Below are 19825 nucleotides of genomic sequence, written 5' to 3' on the forward strand. Positions count from 1 at the left end.
TCTTTCCTATATAATTTAAGATAATATTAAAAAGGTTTTATGTCTGAAGAGAGAATAATAAGAATAAACAAAGTTTTAAGGGAATTAAATATTTCGTTAGATAGGGCTGTTGATTATCTAAAAGATAAAGGATTTGATATTGAAGCAAGTCCGAATACTAAAATTTCTGACGAGGTTTATAATGTCTTGTGCGGTCAATTTTCTGTTGACAAAGGGAAAAAAGAAGCTTCTATTGAAGTGGGGGAAGAAAAAAGAAAAGAAAAAGAAGCGTTGCGTTTAGAAAGAGAAAAAGAAATAGAAGAAAAACGTAAACAAGACGAAGAAAAACAGAAACAAGAAGTTGTTAAAGCAAAAGCTGTTGTTTCTGCCCCTAAACATGTTGGTAATATTGATCTCAATCCAAAGAAACCTATCGCTCCCCCTGTTAAAGTAGAAGAGGTAAAAAAAGAACCGATAGTAGAGGCTAAATCTGAAAATGTTGAAGTCGAAAAACCGGTCAAAGTTAAAAAAGAAATTTCAAAACCTGAACAAGTGGTTGAGAAGAAGGCTGACAAAGCTCCAAAAACCGAAAGACCTAATTTGATCAAACCAAATATGGTTAAATCGACAGAGTCAAAATCGATTCAGAATAAGCCTGCCGAGAAAAAAGAAGAAAAAACGAAAGTTGTAGAGGTCGTTAAACCGGAAGTAGTAGCTGTTACTACTGAAGAAGTAGTCGCTCCTGTTGATGAGAAGATTACGACTCAATATCAAAAACTTTCAGGTACTACTTTTACCGGGCAGACTATTGATCTTACTCAATTTAATAAGCCTAAGAAAAAGAAAGAAGAACCTAAAAAGGACGGAAATAAACCCGGGAATAATGCTAGTGCTGCTTCTAAGAATAAAAGAAAAAGAATAGCTCCAAAACCAGGTGCTCCAAGAACAGGAACTCCAAATGCAGCAGGGTCTGCTCCAAGAATACCAGGGGGACCAAATGTGATCCGTCCAGGTTTTGTTAAAGGAAAAAGACCAGCCATCGTTGCTAAAGTTGAGCCAACAGAAGAAGAAGTTAAAAATCAAATTAGAGAGACTTTAGAAAAGCTTCAAGGAAAAGGAAATAAATCTAAAGCGGCTAAATACAGAAGAGATAAAAGAGATACTCACAGACAAAAAGTTGACGATGAACAAAGATTACTAGATGCAGACAGTAAAGTAATCAAGGTTACAGAATTCGTGACTGTAGGTGAAGTTGCTACAATGATGGATGTGCCGATTACAAAAGTAATTTCAGTATGTATGTCATTAGGTATCATGGTAACTATGAATCAGCGTTTAGATGCCGAGACATTATCAATCGTTGCAGATGAGTTTGGATACGAAGTTGAGTTTATTACTGTAGATATTGAAGAGGCAATTGTTGTTGAAGAAGATAAGCCGGAAGATCTAGTTTACAGAGCACCTATTGTAACAGTAATGGGACACGTTGATCACGGTAAAACATCTTTACTAGATTATATCCGTAAAGAAAATGTAATTGCTGGTGAATCAGGAGGGATTACACAACACATTGGTGCATATGGTGTAACCTTAGAAAGCGGTCAGAAAATAGCATTCCTTGATACACCTGGACACGAAGCGTTTACAGCGATGCGTGCTCGTGGTGCACAAATAACAGATATTGCAATTATTGTGATTGCGGCAGATGATGATATCATGCCACAAACAAAAGAAGCAATCAGTCACGCACAGGCTGCGGGTGTTCCTTTGATTTTTGCAATCAATAAAGTAGATAAACCAACAGCTAATCCTGAAAAAATTAAAGAAAAATTAGCAGGAATGAACTTGTTAGTTGAAGATTGGGGTGGAAAAATTCAGTCTCATGATATTTCAGCAAAAACAGGATTAGGAGTTAAAGATCTGTTAGAAAAAGTTTTATTAGAAGCTGAGATCTTAGATCTTAAAGCAAATCCAAATAAACAGGCAGTAGGAACAGTTGTAGAAGCATACTTAGATAAAGGTAGAGGTTATATTTCTACTGTTTTAGTTCAGACAGGTACATTACGTGTCGGAGACTATATCTTAGCAGGTAAACATCATGGTAAAGTGAAAGCGATGCATGATGAACGAGGGAATATGATTAAAGAAGCAGGTCCTTCAACACCAATATCTGTTTTAGGTCTTGACGGTGCAGCCACTGCAGGTGATAAGTTCAATGTATTTAATGATGAAAAAGAAGCAAAACAAATTGCAGCAAAACGGACTCAGTTAATGAGAGAGCAGTCTGTTCGTACACAAAGACATATTACGCTGGCTGAGATTGGACGTAGAATCGCATTAGGACAATTTAAAGAACTGAATATTATTCTTAAAGGTGACGTTGATGGTTCAGTTGAAGCCTTATCAGATTCATTCTCTAAATTATCAACCGATGAGATCCAAATCAATATTATACATAAAGGAGTTGGAGCAATTACAGAATCTGATGTATTATTAGCATCTGCATCCGATGCAATTATTATCGGATTTAATGTAAGACCTTCCGGAAATGCAAAACAATTAGCAGACAAAGAAGAAATTGACATCAGAAACTACTCAATTATCTATGATGCAATTGATGATTTGAAAGATGCAATGGAAGGAATGTTATCTCCGGAAATGAAAGAAGAAATCACAGGTACTGCTGAGATCAGAGAAACGTTCAAAATATCTAAAGTAGGAACGATTGCTGGTTGTATGGTTACTGATGGTAAGATATTCAGAAGTTCTAAAATCAGACTGATCAGAGAAGGTGTAGTAATCTATACTGGTGAATTAACTACTCTGAAACGTTTCAAAGACGACGTGAAAGAAGTTGCCAAAGGATATGATTGTGGTATTCAGATTAAAAACTACAATGATATTAAAGAACTTGATATTATAGAGGCTTTCCAGGAAGTAGCTGTAAAGAAAAAACTAAAATAAGAATTTATTAATATATACTAAAAAAGGGTCTCATCAAGAGACCCTTTTTTTTGTAAAATGTTTTTTGTGAAAAGGGAGAGGTAAAATATGGTGTCGAAATAGTTGATAGTTTAGAACTATGACTGAATATTGCCTTACTGAATACTTTACATCTTTCTTTTTGACTCTTTCTTCTTTACTCTGAAAAGGTGTATATTAAAATCGTAAGTTGTATACGATTTATTTGCTAGGTTTGATTAAAAGCGCATTAGGATATTTCGCTCTGACTTCTACCATATTTCTTTCCGCTTCAATTCTGGTTTTAAAATTACCAACCCATACTTTGTAGATAGGAGTGTTAAAAACTATCGTTCCATCAAGATTCTTAAAATCTCTTTTGAAGTCAGATAAAATTTTTCTGGACGAAGAATTATCCCCGTAATAGATTTGAATTTTATAATGATCTTCTACACTAAGCGAAGAGTTCATTTTTCTTTTTTTATCCAGTAATTGTGTAAATTTCTGGTCTTGTTGAATGTTAATGTTCTTGTCCTGAGCCAATAAGAAACTAATTGATGTCATTGTAAAAAGGACAGGTAAAACGATTTTTTTAACAGTTAAGATTCTCATAATGAAATAGATTTTATACAAATGTAATATTTATAGTTCTAAACAAAAACAGGAAATCTATTTAGAACGGTTATAAATTAAGAATTAAGGGAGATAAGGTTTTTGTGAATAGTTCATATATCGTATTTTTGTCGGAAGTTTAAAAAAAACGTATTGATTTTTATATAGAAAAAATCATACCAAAAATTTAGTCGATAACCATTTTAAATATGAAAAAGGTGGGAAACCATAATTCGATTTCAAGGATTTTATTATTAAGTTTAGCATTGATGCTAACTTTCTCCATTTCTTCTTTTGCACAAGATGGAGATCCTGTACAAGGTAAGGCATTGTTCAATTCAAATTGTGCAGCTTGTCATAAGCTGGACGCTAAGTCTACTGGTCCGGCTCTTAGAGGTGTGGCAGATAAGTTTGAGCGTGAATGGTTGTATAAGTGGATTCACAATAGTAGTGAGTTGATTAAATCTGGAGATGCTCAGGCAATTAAGCTTTTCGAAGAAAACGGAAAAGTGACAATGAATGCATTTCCTCAGTTTTCAACTGACGATATTGATAATATCTTAGCATATACTTCTGAACCAAAAGCTGAAGTAGTAGCGGTTCCGGGAGGAGTCGATGCAGCAGCAGCAAAAGCAAATGATGGAGTTACCAATACAGTTGTTTTAGGAGCCTTAGTTTTAGTGATGTTTATTTTAGTAGTAATGTTGATCTTAGTGAACAATGTACTGATAAAAATTGCTAAAGCAAATAATATAGAAATATACAGAAGCAATAAAATATCTATTTGGTCTGCTTTTATTAAGAATCAGTTCTTGGTGTTAGTGACTGTGATTTTATTATTGCTGGTAAGTGCTTATTTTGTTTATGGATATTTAATGCAGATAGGTGTTGATAAAGGATATCAACCTGTTCAACCAATCCACTATTCTCACAAAATACATGCAGGAGATAATGAAATTGACTGTAAATACTGTCACTCATCTGCTCGTGTAAGTAAACAATCAGGGATACCTTCTTTGAATGTTTGTATGAATTGTCATAAATCAATTGGTGAAGTTGCAGCAACAACAGCCACTCCGGAATTCAGTAAAGAGTTTTATGATGGAGAAATCCAGAAACTATATGATGCTGTAGGATGGGATAAAGATAAACAAGCCTATACAGGTGAACAGAAACCTGTAAAATGGGTTAGAATTCACAATCTTCCGGATTTTGTTTACTTTAATCACTCACAACACGTTACTGTTGCCGGTGTAGAATGTCAGACTTGTCATGGTCCTGTAGAGACTATGGAGGTAATGGAACAATTCTCTCCGTTAACTATGGGATGGTGTGTAAATTGTCACCGTGAAACTAATGTTAAGATGGAAGATAACGAGTACTACAAAAAAATTCATGAAGAGCTTTCTAAAAAATACGGTGTGGATAAATTAACCGCAGCGCAAATGGGAGGTCTTGAATGTGGTAAGTGTCACTATTAATCAATTATTAAGAAGCTAATATTTATATACAATGTCATCAAACAAAAAATACTGGAAAAGTGTTGAAGAACTAAACGATAATAGTTCTATTGTTGAGGCGCTTAGAAATAACGAGTTTGTTGAACCAATTCCTACAGATGAGTTTTTAGGAGACAAAGAAACTCTGTCTGCATCTTCAACAACACGTCGTGACTTTTTAAAGTACGTTGGATTTAGTACTGCTGCAGTTTCTTTAGCAGCATGTGAAGGTCCGGTAATTAAGTCCATTCCTTATGTTGTTCAACCGGAAGAAATTATTCCAGGGGTAGCTGATTATTATGCAACTACGATCGCTGATGGTTTTGATTTTGCTAATATCTTAGTTAAAACCAGAGAGGGGCGCCCTATAAAAATTGAAAACAATAATTTACCAGGCTCAAAAATTAGCGCAAATGCAAGAGTGCACGCGTCTGTTTTGTCTTTATATGATAGTCTTCGTTTAAAAGAACCAAAGATTGCCGGTAAAACAGCAACATGGAAAGAAGTAGATTCAAAAGTACAATCCAGTTTAGAAGATGCAAGAGCAAATGGAGGTCAGGTAGTTTTACTAACAAATACCATTGCAAGTCCTTCAACAGATAAGTTGATTGCTGAGTTTTCTGCAAAATATGCTAATGTAAAACATGTAGTATATGATGCAGTTTCTTCTTCAGAAGCATTAGATGCTTTTCAAACAGTTTATGGTGAAAGAGCTTTAGCAGAATATGATTTCTCTAAATCATCTCTAATTGTATCTGTTGGTGCAGATTTCTTAGGAGATTGGCAAGGAGGAGGATATGATGCAGGTTATGCTCAGGCAAAAATTCCTACTAATGGAAAAATGTCTCGTCATATTCAGTTAGAATCTAATATGACTCTATCCGGAGCAAATGCAGATAAACGTATTCCAATGACTGTTTTTGAACAAAAACAAGCATTGGTTAAAATATATAATATTATTACTGGTTCTTCAATTGCAACTTCAAAAATTGCAGGTGAAGATGACGTGATTAAAGCAGCACAACAATTGAAATCTGCCGGAAGCCAAGGTGTTTTGGTTTCAGGAATTCAAGATAAAGATGCTCAGTTATTAGTTTTGGCAATTAATCAAGCATTAAGCAGCCAGGCTTTTAATACTACAAATACAAGACAGATCAGAAAAGGAAATAACGTTGAAGTTGCACAACTTTTAAACGATATGAAAGTCGGTAAAGTTCATACTTTAATTATGAGCGGAATTAATCCGGTTTATACCTTACCAAATAGTGCTGATTTTGTAGAAGGACTTAAAAAAGTAAAACTTTCAGTTGCATTCTCTTTAAAAGAAGATGAAACAGCTTCAATAACAACTATTGCAGCAGCAGCGCCTCATTTCTTAGAATCTTGGGGTGATGTACATATTGTGAAAGGAAGTTACAGTTTAATGCAGCCGACTATTCGTCCGTTGTTTGATACAAAACAGTTTCAGGAAGCTTTGTTAACATGGATTGGAAGTAACGATTCCTATTATGACTATATCAGAGGAACCTGGAATTCAGGTCTTCTTACTTTAGCTACCTGGAATAAAGCTTTACATGATGGTGTATATGAAACTTCTAATGTTTCACCATTATCAGCTGCAAGTGTAGATTATAATGCAGCAGCAACTAAGGTAACCGCTCTTAAAAGTATTGGTGAATTAGAACTGATTCTTTATACTAAAACAGGTATCGGAGATGGTCAGCAGGCAAATAACCCTTGGTTACAAGAGTTCCCGGATCCTATTACAAGAGTGTCCTGGGATAACTATGTTACCGTTTCTAAAGCCGATGCGGATGAATTAGGTCTAAAAAACCACAATGTTGCTAATGGAGGTTTAAACGGTAGTTATGTAACTCTTGAAGTAGCAGGAACTAAAGTTGAAAAAGTACCTGTTATTATTCAGCCGGGACAAGCAAAAGGAACAGTAGGACTTGCTTTAGGATACGGTCGTAAAGCAGCTATGAAAAATGAAATGAAGGTAGGTGTAAATGCTTATCCTCTATATAAAAACTTCAATAATGTTCAATCTGTAAAAATAACAAAAGAAGCTGGTGATCACGAGTTTGCTTGCGTTCAGTTACAGAAAACGTTAATGGGAAGAGGTGATATTATAAAAGAAACTACTTTAGAGATCTTTAATACTAAAGATGCTAAAGAATGGAATGTAGTTCCTATGGTTTCTTTAGATCACAGTCCAGTAGAAAGTACAAAAGTAGATTTATGGAGTGAATTCGATCGTTCAGTTGGTCATCATTTCAACTTATCTATTGATTTGAATGCCTGTACAGGTTGTGGGGCTTGCGTTATCGCTTGTCATGCAGAAAATAACGTACCTGTTGTAGGTAAATCTGAAGTAAGAAGAAGCCGTGATATGCATTGGTTGCGTATTGACAGATATTATTCTTCAGAAGAAACATTTGCTAAGGATGTTGATACTAAAGATGGCGCAACCGGATTGATGAATTCTATTTCTACATTAAGAGGAATGGAAAATCCATCAGATAATCCTCAGGTAGCATTCCAGCCGGTAATGTGTCAGCATTGTAACCATGCTCCTTGTGAAACTGTATGTCCTGTGGCAGCAACTTCTCATGGACGTCAAGGACAAAACCATATGGCATATAACCGTTGCGTAGGTACTCGTTACTGTGCAAACAACTGTCCATATAAAGTACGTCGTTTTAACTGGTTCTTATATAGTAAAAACAGTGAATTCGATTACCACATGAATGATGATTTAGGTCGTATGGTATTAAACCCAGATGTAAACGTTCGTTCTAGAGGGGTGATGGAGAAATGCTCTATGTGTATCCAAATGACTCAAGCTACTATTTTAAAAGCAAAACGTGAAGGAAGGTCTATTAAAGACGGAGAATTCCAGACTGCATGTTCAAGTGCATGTTCAAGTGGAGCAATGGTGTTTGGAGATGTTAATGATAAAGATAGTAAAGTTGCAAAATTAGCAGCAGATGACAGGATGTATCATTTATTAGAGCATATTGGTACAAAACCAAATGTTTTCTATCATGTAAAAGTTAGAAATACCTAGTTTAATAAAATTATTAATTAAGAAACAATATAAAGGATTATGTCGTCTCATTACGAAGCACCCATTAGAAAACCTTTAGTTATAGGTGATAAATCTTATCATGATGTAACAGTAGATGTAGCTAGACCTGTAGAAGGTAGAGCAAACAAACAATGGTGGATAGTATTTTCAATTGCATTAGCAGCTTTCCTTTGGGGAGTAGGTTGTATTATCTATACAGTGTCTGTTGGTATAGGTACATGGGGATTAAATAAAACAGTTGGTTGGGCTTGGGATATTACTAACTTCGTTTGGTGGGTTGGTATTGGACATGCCGGAACCTTAATTTCCGCAGTATTATTGTTATTCCGTCAAAAATGGAGAATGGCAATTAACCGTTCTGCAGAAGCAATGACAATTTTCTCAGTAGTACAAGCAGGTTTGTTCCCTGTATTTCACATGGGACGCCCTTGGTTAGCGTATTGGGTATTACCTATTCCGAACCAGTTTGGTTCTCTTTGGGTCAACTTTAACTCGCCGTTACTTTGGGACGTGTTTGCGATTTCTACGTATCTTTCTGTATCATTAGTTTTCTGGTGGACAGGTTTATTACCGGATTTTGCCATGCTAAGAGATAGAGCCGTAACGCCTTTTACAAAAAGAATTTATTCTATTGTAAGTTTTGGGTGGAGTGGTAGAGCAAAAGACTGGCAACGTTTTGAAGAAGTGTCTCTAGTGTTAGCTGGTTTAGCAACACCTTTAGTACTTTCTGTTCATACGATTGTATCTTTTGACTTCGCAACTTCCGTTATTCCGGGATGGCACACAACCATTCTTCCTCCGTACTTCGTTGCAGGAGCTATTTTCTCTGGATTCGCAATGGTTAACACATTGTTGATTATTATGAGAAAAGTATCTAATCTTGAAGATTATATTACAATACAACATATAGAATTAATGAATATCGTAATCATGATTACAGGTTCTATAGTAGGAACTGCTTATATTACGGAATTATTTATTGCTTGGTATTCAGGAGTTGAATATGAGCAATACGCATTCCTGAACAGAGCAACAGGACCTTACTGGTGGTCTTACTGGTTAATGATGTCATTTAATGTGTTTTCTCCACAATTTATGTGGTTTAAAAAGTTAAGAACGAGTATCATATTCTCTTTTATCATTTCGATTGTAGTAAATATTGGTATGTGGTTTGAGCGTTTCGTTATTATCGTTACTTCACTACACAGAGATTACCTTCCATCATCATGGACTATGTTCCAGCCAACATTTGTTGATATTGGGTTCTACATAGGTACAATAGGTTTCTTCTTTGTTCTTTTCCTTTTATATGCCAGATCATTTCCGGTTATAGCACAAGCAGAGGTGAAAACAATTTTGAAAACATCAGGAGATAATTATAAAAAATTAAGAGAAGAACATAATCATTCAGATCATGAGTAATAAAGTTATACATGCCATTTACAATGATGATGATGTATTAATGGATGCAGTTAAAAAAACGCGTGCAGCTCATCATCATATTGAAGAGATTTTTACTCCGTTTCCGGTTCACGGATTGGACAAAGCAATGGGATTAGCACCAACAAGAATAGCTATTTGTGCCTTTATATATGGTGTGATTGGTTTAGTGTTCGCTACTGCTTTGATGAATTATACAATGATCGAAGACTGGCCTCAGGATATCGGTGGTAAACCAAGTTTTAGTTATATTGAAAATATGCCGGCTTTCGTACCGATTATGTTTGAGTTAACTGTGTTTTTCTCAGCTCACTTAATGGTTCTTACTTTTTATATGAGAAGTAAATTATGGCCTTTTAAACAAGCAGAGAATCCGGATGTGAGAACAACAGATGATCATTTTTTAATGGAAATCATTGTTCATAATAATGAAGAAGAACTGACCTCTTTTTTACAGAGCACAGGAGCAGTAGAAGTAAAAGTAATTGAAAAGCATTAATATATAGATATGAAAAGCTTATATAAAATAGCACTGTTAATAAGTTTGTCAGCAATGGTAACTTCTTGTTTTGACAAATCTAAACCTAACTATCAGTATTTTCCTAATATGTATGAGTCTGTAGCTTACGAGACTTATGCAGAGACTGATGCTTTCAAAAATGGTAAAGAAGCTCAACTTCCGGCAGAAGGATCTGTTCCAAGAGGATTTGAACCTTACGAATATGAAAACTCAACCGCTGGTCATGATTTAGCAAAAGTGAATTTAAAATCACCTTTAGATCCGTTAGACAAAGAGGCTAATGATGCAAAAGGAAAAGAATTATTTACTATTTATTGCGCTATCTGTCATGGTGATAAAGGAGATGGTAAAGGGAAATTAGTTGAAAAAGAAAAAATACTAGGTGTGCCTAATTATAAAGATAGAGACATTACCGAAGGAAGTATTTTTCATGTTGAAACATATGGTTTAAATACGATGGGATCACATGCAAATCAATTAAGCGCACACGAACGTTGGTTAGTTGCTGGTTACGTAATGAAACTAAGAGCAGAATTATAATTGTAGAACACACTGATTTTATTAGATATGTACACATTTTCAAGCAAATTAAAAACATTTTCTTTTATTCTGATGGTATTAGGTATCCTTGGGATAGGATATGGTTTTTTAACTGCACCTAAGAACATAGAAGACGTTGAGAAAATTTTAGCAGCAGGAGGTCATGATGATCACGCAACAGCTGTTACTTCTCACGGAGATAAAGAAACAGAACATCAGGAAGCTACAGAAGTTTCTTCTAAAACAGATACTGTTAAAGGAGCAAGTATTGTAACCGCTACAGTTGCTACTGAAGTAGCAGAAGTAAATCATGATAGCCATGTGATTGTCGATACAACTAAAGAGGAAGTTATTTCTGCAGTTGTAGATCATAAAGTCGCATCAACAACAGAGGTACATGAAGATCATGAAGCACACACTAAGCATTTAGAACATGTTCTACACCAGTTACAAAACAAGCCTTGGGCAGCCTTATACGTTGCAGCTATATTTTTTATGTTGATTAGTTTAGGTGTTTTAGCGTTTTATGCAATACAATATTGTGCTCAGGCAGGTTGGTCTCCAGTGCTTTTTAGAGTAATGGAGGGCATAACAAGTTATTTATTACCAGGTTCAATTATATTCTTTTTATTACTAGTAGCATCAGGACTTCATTTCAATCATTTATTCGTATGGATGGACAAAGATGTTGTAGCAGGAGATCCTTTAATTCAGGCAAAATCAGGATATTTAAATGTTCCTTTTTTCTTAATCAGAGCGGCTATATTCTTAATAGGATGGAATTTATATAGATATTTTTCTAAAAAGAATTCATTAGCTCAGGATGAGTCTAATGACAACTCTTTTTACAGAAAGAATTTTAAAATATCAGCTGTGTTTTTAGTATTTTTCATTGTAACAGAATCGATCATGTCATGGGACTGGATTATGTCTGTTGATCCACACTGGTACAGTACCCTATTTGCATGGTATGTATTTGCCAGTTTCTTTGTAAGTGGAATTACTGTGATCACAATGATTACTTTATATCTTAAATCTAAAGGACTTTTAGAATATGTAAACTCTAGCCATTTACATGATTTAGCTAAATTCATGTTTGGTATTAGTATATTTTGGACTTATTTGTGGTTCTCTCAGTTTATGTTAATCTGGTATGCTGATATACCTGAAGAAGTAACTTATTTTGTAACAAGAATAGAACAGTATAATTTACCATTCTTTGGTATGGTTGCAATGAACTTCTTGTTTCCATTATTAATTTTAGTAAATACCGATTTTAAAAGAATTCCATGGATTCTTATCATGGCAGGAGTAGTAATATTATCAGGTCATTATTTAGACTTCTTTAATATGATTATGCCGGCAACAGTAGGAGATCAGTGGTTTATTGGAGTTTCAGAAATAAGTTCAGTACTTTTCTTCTTAGGTTTGTTTATATTTGTTGTCTTTACAGCACTTACAAAAACACCATTATTAGCGAAGAAAAACCCATTGATTGAAGAAAGTAAACATTTTCATTATTAATATTTAAAGAAAATCAGATGACAAGTTTGTTAGTTATTATAGTTTTAGTCTTATTGACAATTGCCATATGGCAGATGACTAAAATTTTTGATTTGACTCAGGTTGGCTCTCATGCGGATAATTCGCAATTAGCTAATGATAGAGACAATAGTGTTAATGGGTATTTAATGTTTGTCTTTTTAGGGTTTATTTATATTTTTACTATTTATGGATTAATAGAATGGGGACCTTTAGTGTTACTAGGAGATTCTGCTTCTGAACATGGTAAAGATGTAGATAATTTAATGACCATTTCATTAGTTTTGATTTTTATCGTACAATTTCTTACACAAGGATTACTATATTATTTTGCATTTAAATATAAAGGCAAAAAAAATCAGAAAGCATTATACTTTGCTGATAATGATAAATTAGAGTTTATCTGGACAATTATTCCGGTAATTGTTTTAGCTGGTTTAATCTTATATGGATTATTTGCATGGACAAACATTATGTTTGTTGACGAGGATGAAGATGTGATGTATGTAGAAATATATGCAAAACAGTTTGCTTGGGAAGTTAGATACTCAGGAGAAGATAATGTTCTTGGTAAAGCAAATGTTAGATATATCCAAGGGACAAATACTTTAGGTGTTGATGTTTCTGATCCTAATGCACAAGATGATATTGTTGCTAATGAATTGCATTTACCAGTAGGGAAAAAAGTAGTTTTTAAAATGCGTTCACAAGATGTATTACACTCTGCTTATATGCCACACTTCAGAGCACAGATGAACTGTGTTCCCGGTATGGTAACTCAATTTGCTTTTACACCAACAGTTACGACAGCTGAAATGCGTGAAAATAAACATATTATAGAGAAAGTTGCAAATATCAATAAGATTAGAGAAAATAAAAGTAAAGAGTTAGTTGCAAAAGGAGAATCAGCACTTGACCCTTATACATTTAATTACTTATTGCTTTGTAACAAGATTTGTGGCGCTTCTCATTACAATATGCAGATGAATATTATTGTAGAGTCACCAGAAGATTTTAAAAAATGGTTAAAAGAAAAACCTACTTTTGGCCAGGCTTTAAAAGAACAAAACAAAGCTGAGACAGTTAGTGATTCGACTGCTGTTGTTCAGGTTATAAAATAATAATATATCTTTAAAATAATATATAAATTAAGAATATGTCAGTAGAAGGTCACGAACACAGTCATCATAAAGAAACATTTGTAACTAAATATATCTTTAGTACAGACCACAAAATGATTGCTAAGCAATTCCTTATTACAGGTATTATTATGGGAATCATTGGAATAATGATGTCAATATTATTCCGTATCCAAATTGCATGGCCCGAAGAGTCTTTTAAAATATTCGAAATTCTTCTAGGTGATAAATTTGCTCCTGGAGGAGTCATGAAAAATGATATTTATCTTGCTTTGGTTACGATACATGGTACAATAATGGTATTCTTTGTTCTGACAGCAGGATTAAGCGGAACGTTTAGTAATTTATTAATTCCATTACAGATTGGAGCAAGAGATATGGCTTCCGGTTTTATGAATATGATTTCATACTGGTTGTTCTTTATTTCATGTATTGTCATGATTTGTTCTTTATTTGTAGAAGCCGGACCGGCATCAGCAGGATGGACAATCTATCCTCCTTTAAGTGCATTACCACAGGCTATTCCAGGTTCAGGTTCAGGAATGACCTTATGGTTAATTTCGATGGCTTTTTTCGTAGCTTCTCAGTTATTAGGTGGTATCAACTATGTGGTTACCATCTTCAATTTAAGAACAAAAGGAATGTCAATGACAAAACTTCCTTTAACAATATGGACTTTCCTTATTACAGCAGTTTTAGGTATTGTTTCCTTCCCGGTTTTATTATCTGCCGTTCTGTTATTGATTTTTGACAGAAGTTTTGGTACATCATTCTATCTTTCAGATATTTTTATTGCAGGAGAGGTACTACAACACCAAGGAGGTTCTCCGGTTTTGTTTGAGCACTTATTTTGGTTCTTAGGTCACCCGGAGGTTTATATCGTAATATTACCGGCAATGGGTATTGCTTCAGAAGTTATAGCAACAAACTCTCGTAAACCTATTTTTGGTTACAGAGCGATGATTACTTCAGTATTAGCAATTGGATTTTTATCTACAATTGTTTGGGGGCACCATATGTTTGTTTCAGGAATGAATCCTTTCTTAGGCTCTGTATTTACATTCACAACCTTATTGATTGCAATTCCTTCAGCAGTAAAAGCATTTAATTATATTACAACATTATGGAAAGGTAACTTGCAGATGAATCCGGCAATGTTATTTTCTATCGGTTTCGTTTCAACGTTTATTACCGGTGGTTTGACAGGAATTATATTGGCAGACAGTACTTTAGATATTAATGTTCACGATACATATTTCGTTATTGCACACTTTCACTTAGTGATGGGTATTTCTGCAATCTATGGTATGTTTGCGGGTATTTACCATTGGTTCCCTAAGATGTTTGGAAGAATGATGAATAAAAACTTAGGATATATTCATTTTTGGGTAACAGTTATATGTGCTTATGGCGTGTTTTTCCCAATGCATTTTATAGGTCTTGCAGGTTTACCAAGACGTTATTATACTAACACAGCATTCCCTCTTTTTGACGATTTAGCTGATGTTAATGTTCTAATGACTATTTTTGCAATAGTAGGAGCTATATTCCAGTTAGTGTTTCTATGGAATTTCTTTACCAGTATATTTTATGGTAAAAAAGCAGTACAAAATCCATGGAGATCAAATACACTAGAATGGACTACTCCGGTAGAACATATACATGGAAACTGGCCGGGAGAGTTGCCTGTAGTATACAGATGGCCTTACGATTACAGTAAACCGGGTCAGGAAGAAGATTTTGTTCCTCAGAACGTACCGATGAAAGAAGGTGAAGAAGTTTTAAATCACTAATTTCAAAATACTATATATTAAAAGCCTTTCCTTGCGGAGAGGCTTTTTTATTAGTTTATAGTTTTGTGAGATGTTATCTGTAAAAAGTAAATAGTTGATCGTTTGAAACCGAGAACTGAATACTGCGATTGGTAACAGGTCAGCTGTTAGTTCTCAATGATGTCGTATATTGTACTTCGTAAATTGTATATTTATAATGTCTTTTTTCTTGCTTCTTTGCTCTTTTTTATAAGAAGTTGTTTTTCTTAGTATCTTTGCAGAATGAATGAGAATTTAGATCCGACAAATAGTAACTACAATCCTGAGGAACTTGATTTAGAAAAAAAATTAAGACCCTTGTCCTTTGATGATTTTTCAGGTCAGGAGCAGGTTTTAGAGAATTTAAAAGTATTTGTTGAAGCAGCTAATTTGCGTAGTGAAGCATTAGATCATACACTTTTCCATGGACCTCCCGGTCTTGGTAAAACAACACTGGCTAATATCCTTGCAAATGAATTAGGCGTAGGAATAAAGATAACATCCGGACCTGTTTTAGATAAACCGGGTGATTTGGCAGGTTTGCTTACGAATTTAGATGAACGTGACGTGCTTTTTATTGATGAAATCCATCGATTGAGTCCTATTGTAGAAGAATATCTTTATTCTGCAATGGAGGACTTTAAAATCGATATTATGATTGAATCCGGACCTAATGCACGAACTGTTCAGATTAATTTAAATCCATTTACCTTAGTAGGAGCAACTACGCGTTCCGGATTGTTAACCGCTCCAATGCGTGCCCGTTTTGGTATTTCCAGTAGATTAGAATATTATAAGGCAGAATTACTTACGACTATTGTACAACGTAGTGCTTCAATCTTAAAAATGCCTATTACTATGGAGGCCGCTATTGAAATTGCAGGAAGAAGTAGAGGAACACCACGTATTGCAAATGCATTGCTACGTCGAGTACGGGATTTTGCTCAGATAAAAGGGAATGGTAAGATCGATATAGAAATCGCCAGATATTCTCTGAAAGCATTACATGTAGACGCTCATGGATTAGATGAGATGGACAATAAGATTTTAATTACTATTATTGAAAAATTTAAAGGAGGACCGGTAGGTTTGTCTACATTGGCGACTGCCGTTTCTGAAAGTAGTGAAACAATTGAGGAAGTGTATGAACCTTTTTTAATTCAGGAAGGTTTCATCATGCGTACACCCCGAGGGCGAGAAGTAACTGAAAAAGCTTATAAACATTTAGGGAAAATAAGAGGTTCTGCACAAGGAGGTTTGTTTTAGTTTTGATTTCCCTTTAATTTTCGGTATCCCTAGAATCTCAATACTAATATCTCAATACTATATTTTGAATTCCAATAAAGAAAAATATTCAAAATTCATTAAAGCTGAAGCGGATCGCCTTGGCTTTTTATCTTGTGGTATTGCTAAAGCCGATTTTTTGGAAGAAGAGGCTCCTCGTCTGGAAAAGTGGCTGAAAGCTGAAATGAATGGTGAAATGGGGTATATGCAGAACCATTTCGATAAACGACTTAATCCTAAACTATTAGTTGAAGGTTCTAAAAGTATAATATCGTTATTACTAAACTATTATCCAGAAGAAAACCAGAGGTCAGACACTTTTAAGATCTCTAAATATGCTTATGGAGAAGATTATCATTTTGTAATTAAAGAAAAATTAAAAGAATTACTTTTTTCAATACAGGAAAATATTGGAAAGGTGGAAGGACGTGCTTTTGTAGATTCAGCGCCTGTTCTGGATAAAGCCTGGGCAGCTAAAAGTGGATTAGGATGGATAGGTAAGAATAGTAATCTGATAAGTAAAAAAACAGGTTCTTTTTTCTTTATTGCTGAGCTAATAGTAGATTTAGATTTAGAGTATGACAGTCCAACCACGGATCATTGCGGAAGTTGTACAAAATGTATTGATGCTTGTCCTACTCAGGCAATTGTTTCTCCACAAGTAGTTGATGGCAGTAAATGTATTTCATATTTTACAATTGAACTGAAAGAAAATATACCCTATGAGCTGAAAGGCAGACTGGATGACTGGATATTTGGTTGTGATGTTTGTCAGGATGTTTGTCCATGGAATCGTTTTTCCAAATCACATAATGAACCATTATTCAGGGCTAATCCTGAATTATTGTTTTTGACAAAAAAAGATTGGGAAGAAATTACAGAAGATACTTTTAGAAAAGTATTTAAAAATTCCGCTGTAAAAAGGACAAAATATAGTGGTTTAAAGAGAAATATCGATTTTTTAAAGTAAATATTTGACAATAGTCGTATATAAGATGTAAAATAATTATTTTTACACTCAGAAAAAACAAAACTCTTACTTATATGCAAGAAATAGTACATTATTGTGGAGCTGATCTTGACTGGGTAGAAGATTTTGCAACAAAGTTTAATGGTTATGTAGACGGAAATTTTATTGTAATTCCAGAAGAACAGGATGTTAGTATTCGTTATGTTTTGGAGGTTGTCCCAGGGATAATATCAATGTATGTTGATTCAGTATACCATGTAACAATGCTTTTAAAACAGCGAAATTTAACACATGATTTTATCGGTATCTACTATGATATGACTGAAGAAAGATCCGAGTTGATTTCAGAAGATATTTCAAATGCAATAGGGCGATGGTATTGTAATTTAGTTACATTGGATAGTTCTCTGGAAACAAATTTTTTAATAAAAAAAAACAGTCATATTTATACAATCTGTATTTTTATAAAAAAGAGTATATTTAAAAACTATATCAATAAAGCACATTCAAAAAAATCAGTAATAGATAATTTTTTTGATCCGAAAAAGAATACTATTATCCGTTATGACAGAATGGATAACAATAGCATCAAATTAATACAGGATCTAAAAAATATAAAAGTAGGGGGAGTTTTTTTTGATTTTATTTTTAAAGGTACTGTTTTTGCTTTGTTGAGTTATTATATTGATATATTGATTTTTGATAAGGTTATTATAGAAAAGGTATTTTCAGCTGATTTTTCAGCGATTATTGCTTCCCAGGCTTTTTTAGCGCAAAATGCACAAAATAGTTTTCCGGGAATTGAGTTATTATCACAAAAAGCCTTTATGTCTGAATCTAAATATAAAAAACTATTTAAAAAAATTACAGGATTAACACCGCATGCTTTTTTTCAGGAAAATAAATTACAGTTGGCAAAACAGCTTTTAGAAACAAGGAAAGAAACTGTTTTTGAAGTTTCAGATCGACTTAATTTTGCAAACAATTCTCATTTTTCAGAACAATTTAAAAGACATTTCGGGATGTCTCCAAAAGATTATATAAATCATTTACAGTGACTTAATGAAAGATAGACTTTCCTTTTCTCTTTATTATAGTTTAACATCAGAATGGCTACAGCAATTAGTTAATTTTTTTGGAGCTGTAATGTTAGATGAAAAAAGACTGATTTTTCCGGAAACTATCGCTTCCGGAGGTATCTATTTTTCAGAAGTAATTCCGGGGATGTCTGTGTTGTTAATGGATATAACTTATAATGTGCCTGTTTCTCTGACCAAAATTAAATCAGAAGAAGATTTCTCCGTTTTTTATTACGATCTAAGTGATGAAATAAATACACATGTTATAAATAATTCGAGATATAAGACAGGATATAAATCTAAGCAGGGTTTTGGGGTTGTTGATAACAGGATTAAAAGCACTTATATTCCGGTTGTAGGAGAAAGGGTCTATTCTTTAAGAATACTAATTTCGAATGTATTATTAAAAGAATCATTATTATTAAATAGTATTCAGTGTGGAAGAGAGTCAAGTAATGTATTTAATAATTTAAAAGAGACTACTGTTGTTTATGATTATATAGATAGTAAGAGTAAAGTGTTGCTGTATCAGTTAAAAAATAAATCTTTTCTGGAACCTTCTTTTGATTTACTGATAAGAGGTGTTGCTCTTAATCTATTTGGTTATTTCCTGAGCAGGCGTACTAATAATGAATCAATATCTAATAAGTTATCAGAACTTTGTACACAGTCTGTATTACAGACAAAAGAATATTTATTGGCTAATCTGAGATCAAATTTTCCTGGAATAGATTTTCTAGCAGATATGGCAGATATATCAATATCCAGATATAAAAATATTTTTAAAAATATTTTTAATGATACGCCAAATAATTATTTTATGAAAGAGAAGATGTTTTTGGCAAAACAACTTTTAAATAGTGGTAATTATAGTAAGATATCAGATGTTGCTTTTGAATTAGGATATACTAAACCAGGTTATTTTTCTGCTATTTACAAAAAACAGTTTAATCAGTTGCCAAGTGACCATTTTGTTTCTGGTAAGATTTAGGAGATTTATTTTAAAGAGAGTGTTTTTTTGTTAGAATTAATTCTCGTATTTTGTAGATATGTGTTATTTTTTATAAACTTTAGTCTTATCGTGTTATTTTTATGACTTATTGTGGCTCTGTTTAATAAATAAATTATCAATCTTTGTCTTACTAGATTTAATAAAAATAGATTTAGATCTGTCTAAATTAGAATGCAAAATACGTTGAATATCGATTTGTTAATAGGGGTATTGATAGATGTTCAATATATTTAGATTATAAATTACTTGATGTATTTGATTGGGATTAATTTTACATTAAAAAAGTGTTTATATATCTGAAATAGAATAAATAATAGAACCAAGTGTTTAGTTGTAATAAAATTAT

14 protein-coding genes are annotated in these 19825 nt (G+C 33.6%); 13 read left to right on the forward strand and 1 reads right to left on the reverse strand.

The window, feature by feature from the left end; genetic code table 11:
- Window positions 1-39: 39 nt before the first annotated feature.
- A complete protein-coding gene (gene infB / locus AC4FQX_RS07735; RefSeq protein ID WP_491167106.1) occupies window positions 40-2943 on the forward strand; it encodes a translation initiation factor IF-2 in 2904 nt (967 codons plus the stop codon).
- A 219-nt stretch (window positions 2944-3162) separates the two neighbouring features.
- Here the strand turns inward: infB and AC4FQX_RS07740 are convergent, their stop codons facing one another.
- Complete coding sequence (locus AC4FQX_RS07740; RefSeq protein WP_491167107.1) at window positions 3163-3552, reverse strand: SPOR domain-containing protein; 390 nt, start codon at window positions 3550-3552, stop codon at window positions 3163-3165.
- 209 nt (window positions 3553-3761) lie between these two features.
- Here AC4FQX_RS07740 and AC4FQX_RS07745 point away from each other — a divergent pair, with 209 nt between their 5' ends.
- From AC4FQX_RS07745 to AC4FQX_RS07800, 12 genes are all read left to right on the forward strand, one after another.
- A complete protein-coding gene (locus AC4FQX_RS07745) occupies window positions 3762-5033 on the forward strand; it encodes a cytochrome c3 family protein (protein ID WP_491167108.1) in 1272 nt (423 codons plus the stop codon).
- A 31-nt stretch (window positions 5034-5064) separates the two neighbouring features.
- Entirely contained in the window at window positions 5065-8121 is a 3057-nt protein-coding gene (locus tag AC4FQX_RS07750) for a TAT-variant-translocated molybdopterin oxidoreductase (RefSeq protein ID WP_491167109.1), read from the forward strand.
- A gap of 39 nt (window positions 8122-8160) precedes the next feature.
- Window positions 8161-9564: an NrfD/PsrC family molybdoenzyme membrane anchor subunit gene (gene nrfD, locus AC4FQX_RS07755; protein ID WP_491167110.1), complete on the forward strand. Its 1404-nt coding sequence runs from the start codon at window positions 8161-8163 to the stop codon at window positions 9562-9564.
- On the forward strand, window positions 9557-10081 hold the full coding sequence (locus tag AC4FQX_RS07760; protein ID WP_491167111.1) for a DUF3341 domain-containing protein: 525 nt from the start codon (window positions 9557-9559) through the stop codon (window positions 10079-10081). The genes nrfD and AC4FQX_RS07760 overlap by 8 nt, the downstream gene beginning before the upstream one ends.
- Window positions 10082-10090: 9 nt before the next feature.
- Window positions 10091-10642 (forward strand): c-type cytochrome, encoded by a 552-nt coding sequence (locus AC4FQX_RS07765; protein ID WP_491167112.1) that lies wholly within the window; start codon window positions 10091-10093, stop codon window positions 10640-10642.
- Between the two features lie 27 nt (window positions 10643-10669).
- Window positions 10670-12166, forward strand: coding sequence for a quinol:cytochrome C oxidoreductase (locus AC4FQX_RS07770; protein ID WP_491167113.1), 1497 nt, complete (start codon window positions 10670-10672; stop codon window positions 12164-12166).
- Between the two features lie 17 nt (window positions 12167-12183).
- Window positions 12184-13305 carry a cytochrome c oxidase subunit II gene (locus tag AC4FQX_RS07775; RefSeq protein WP_491167114.1) on the forward strand — a complete coding sequence of 374 codons (1122 nt, stop codon included), beginning with the start codon at window positions 12184-12186 and terminating at the stop codon, window positions 13303-13305.
- A 35-nt stretch (window positions 13306-13340) separates the two neighbouring features.
- On the forward strand, window positions 13341-15116 hold the full coding sequence (locus AC4FQX_RS07780) for a cytochrome c oxidase subunit I (RefSeq protein ID WP_491167115.1): 1776 nt from the start codon (window positions 13341-13343) through the stop codon (window positions 15114-15116).
- 261 nt (window positions 15117-15377) lie between these two features.
- The gene (gene ruvB / locus AC4FQX_RS07785) at window positions 15378-16400 is read left to right on the forward strand and encodes a Holliday junction branch migration DNA helicase RuvB (protein WP_491167116.1); all 1023 of its coding nucleotides are present in this window, start codon (window positions 15378-15380) and stop codon (window positions 16398-16400) included.
- A 64-nt stretch (window positions 16401-16464) separates the two neighbouring features.
- Window positions 16465-17388, forward strand: coding sequence for a tRNA epoxyqueuosine(34) reductase QueG (gene queG, locus AC4FQX_RS07790; RefSeq protein WP_491167117.1), 924 nt, complete (start codon window positions 16465-16467; stop codon window positions 17386-17388).
- 74 nt (window positions 17389-17462) lie between these two features.
- Window positions 17463-18446 (forward strand): helix-turn-helix domain-containing protein, encoded by a 984-nt coding sequence (locus AC4FQX_RS07795; protein WP_491167118.1) that lies wholly within the window; start codon window positions 17463-17465, stop codon window positions 18444-18446.
- Window positions 18447-18450: 4 nt separating this feature from the next.
- A complete protein-coding gene (locus tag AC4FQX_RS07800; RefSeq protein ID WP_491167119.1) occupies window positions 18451-19458 on the forward strand; it encodes a helix-turn-helix domain-containing protein in 1008 nt (335 codons plus the stop codon).
- The last annotated feature ends 367 nt before the right edge of the window (window positions 19459-19825 follow it).

It is taken from the genome of Flavobacterium sp. AK-301 (assembly GCF_058310215.1).

Excerpts from the sequence above, each read along its gene's own strand:
- infB (WP_491167106.1), top strand. The coding sequence starts at position 40 with ATGTCTGAAGAGAGAATAATAAGAATAAACAAAGTTTTAAGGGAATTA.
- AC4FQX_RS07740 (WP_491167107.1), bottom strand. The coding sequence starts at position 3,552 with ATGAGAATCTTAACTGTTAAAAAAATCGTTTTACCTGTCCTTTTTACA.
- AC4FQX_RS07745 (WP_491167108.1), top strand. The coding sequence starts at position 3,762 with ATGAAAAAGGTGGGAAACCATAATTCGATTTCAAGGATTTTATTATTA.
- AC4FQX_RS07750 (WP_491167109.1), top strand. The coding sequence starts at position 5,065 with ATGTCATCAAACAAAAAATACTGGAAAAGTGTTGAAGAACTAAACGAT.
- nrfD (WP_491167110.1), top strand. The coding sequence starts at position 8,161 with ATGTCGTCTCATTACGAAGCACCCATTAGAAAACCTTTAGTTATAGGT.
- AC4FQX_RS07760 (WP_491167111.1), top strand. The coding sequence starts at position 9,557 with ATGAGTAATAAAGTTATACATGCCATTTACAATGATGATGATGTATTA.
- AC4FQX_RS07765 (WP_491167112.1), top strand. The coding sequence starts at position 10,091 with ATGAAAAGCTTATATAAAATAGCACTGTTAATAAGTTTGTCAGCAATG.
- AC4FQX_RS07770 (WP_491167113.1), top strand. The coding sequence starts at position 10,670 with ATGTACACATTTTCAAGCAAATTAAAAACATTTTCTTTTATTCTGATG.
- AC4FQX_RS07775 (WP_491167114.1), top strand. The coding sequence starts at position 12,184 with ATGACAAGTTTGTTAGTTATTATAGTTTTAGTCTTATTGACAATTGCC.
- AC4FQX_RS07780 (WP_491167115.1), top strand. The coding sequence starts at position 13,341 with ATGTCAGTAGAAGGTCACGAACACAGTCATCATAAAGAAACATTTGTA.
- ruvB (WP_491167116.1), top strand. The coding sequence starts at position 15,378 with ATGAATGAGAATTTAGATCCGACAAATAGTAACTACAATCCTGAGGAA.
- AC4FQX_RS07795 (WP_491167118.1), top strand. The coding sequence starts at position 17,463 with ATGCAAGAAATAGTACATTATTGTGGAGCTGATCTTGACTGGGTAGAA.
- AC4FQX_RS07800 (WP_491167119.1), top strand. The coding sequence starts at position 18,451 with ATGAAAGATAGACTTTCCTTTTCTCTTTATTATAGTTTAACATCAGAA.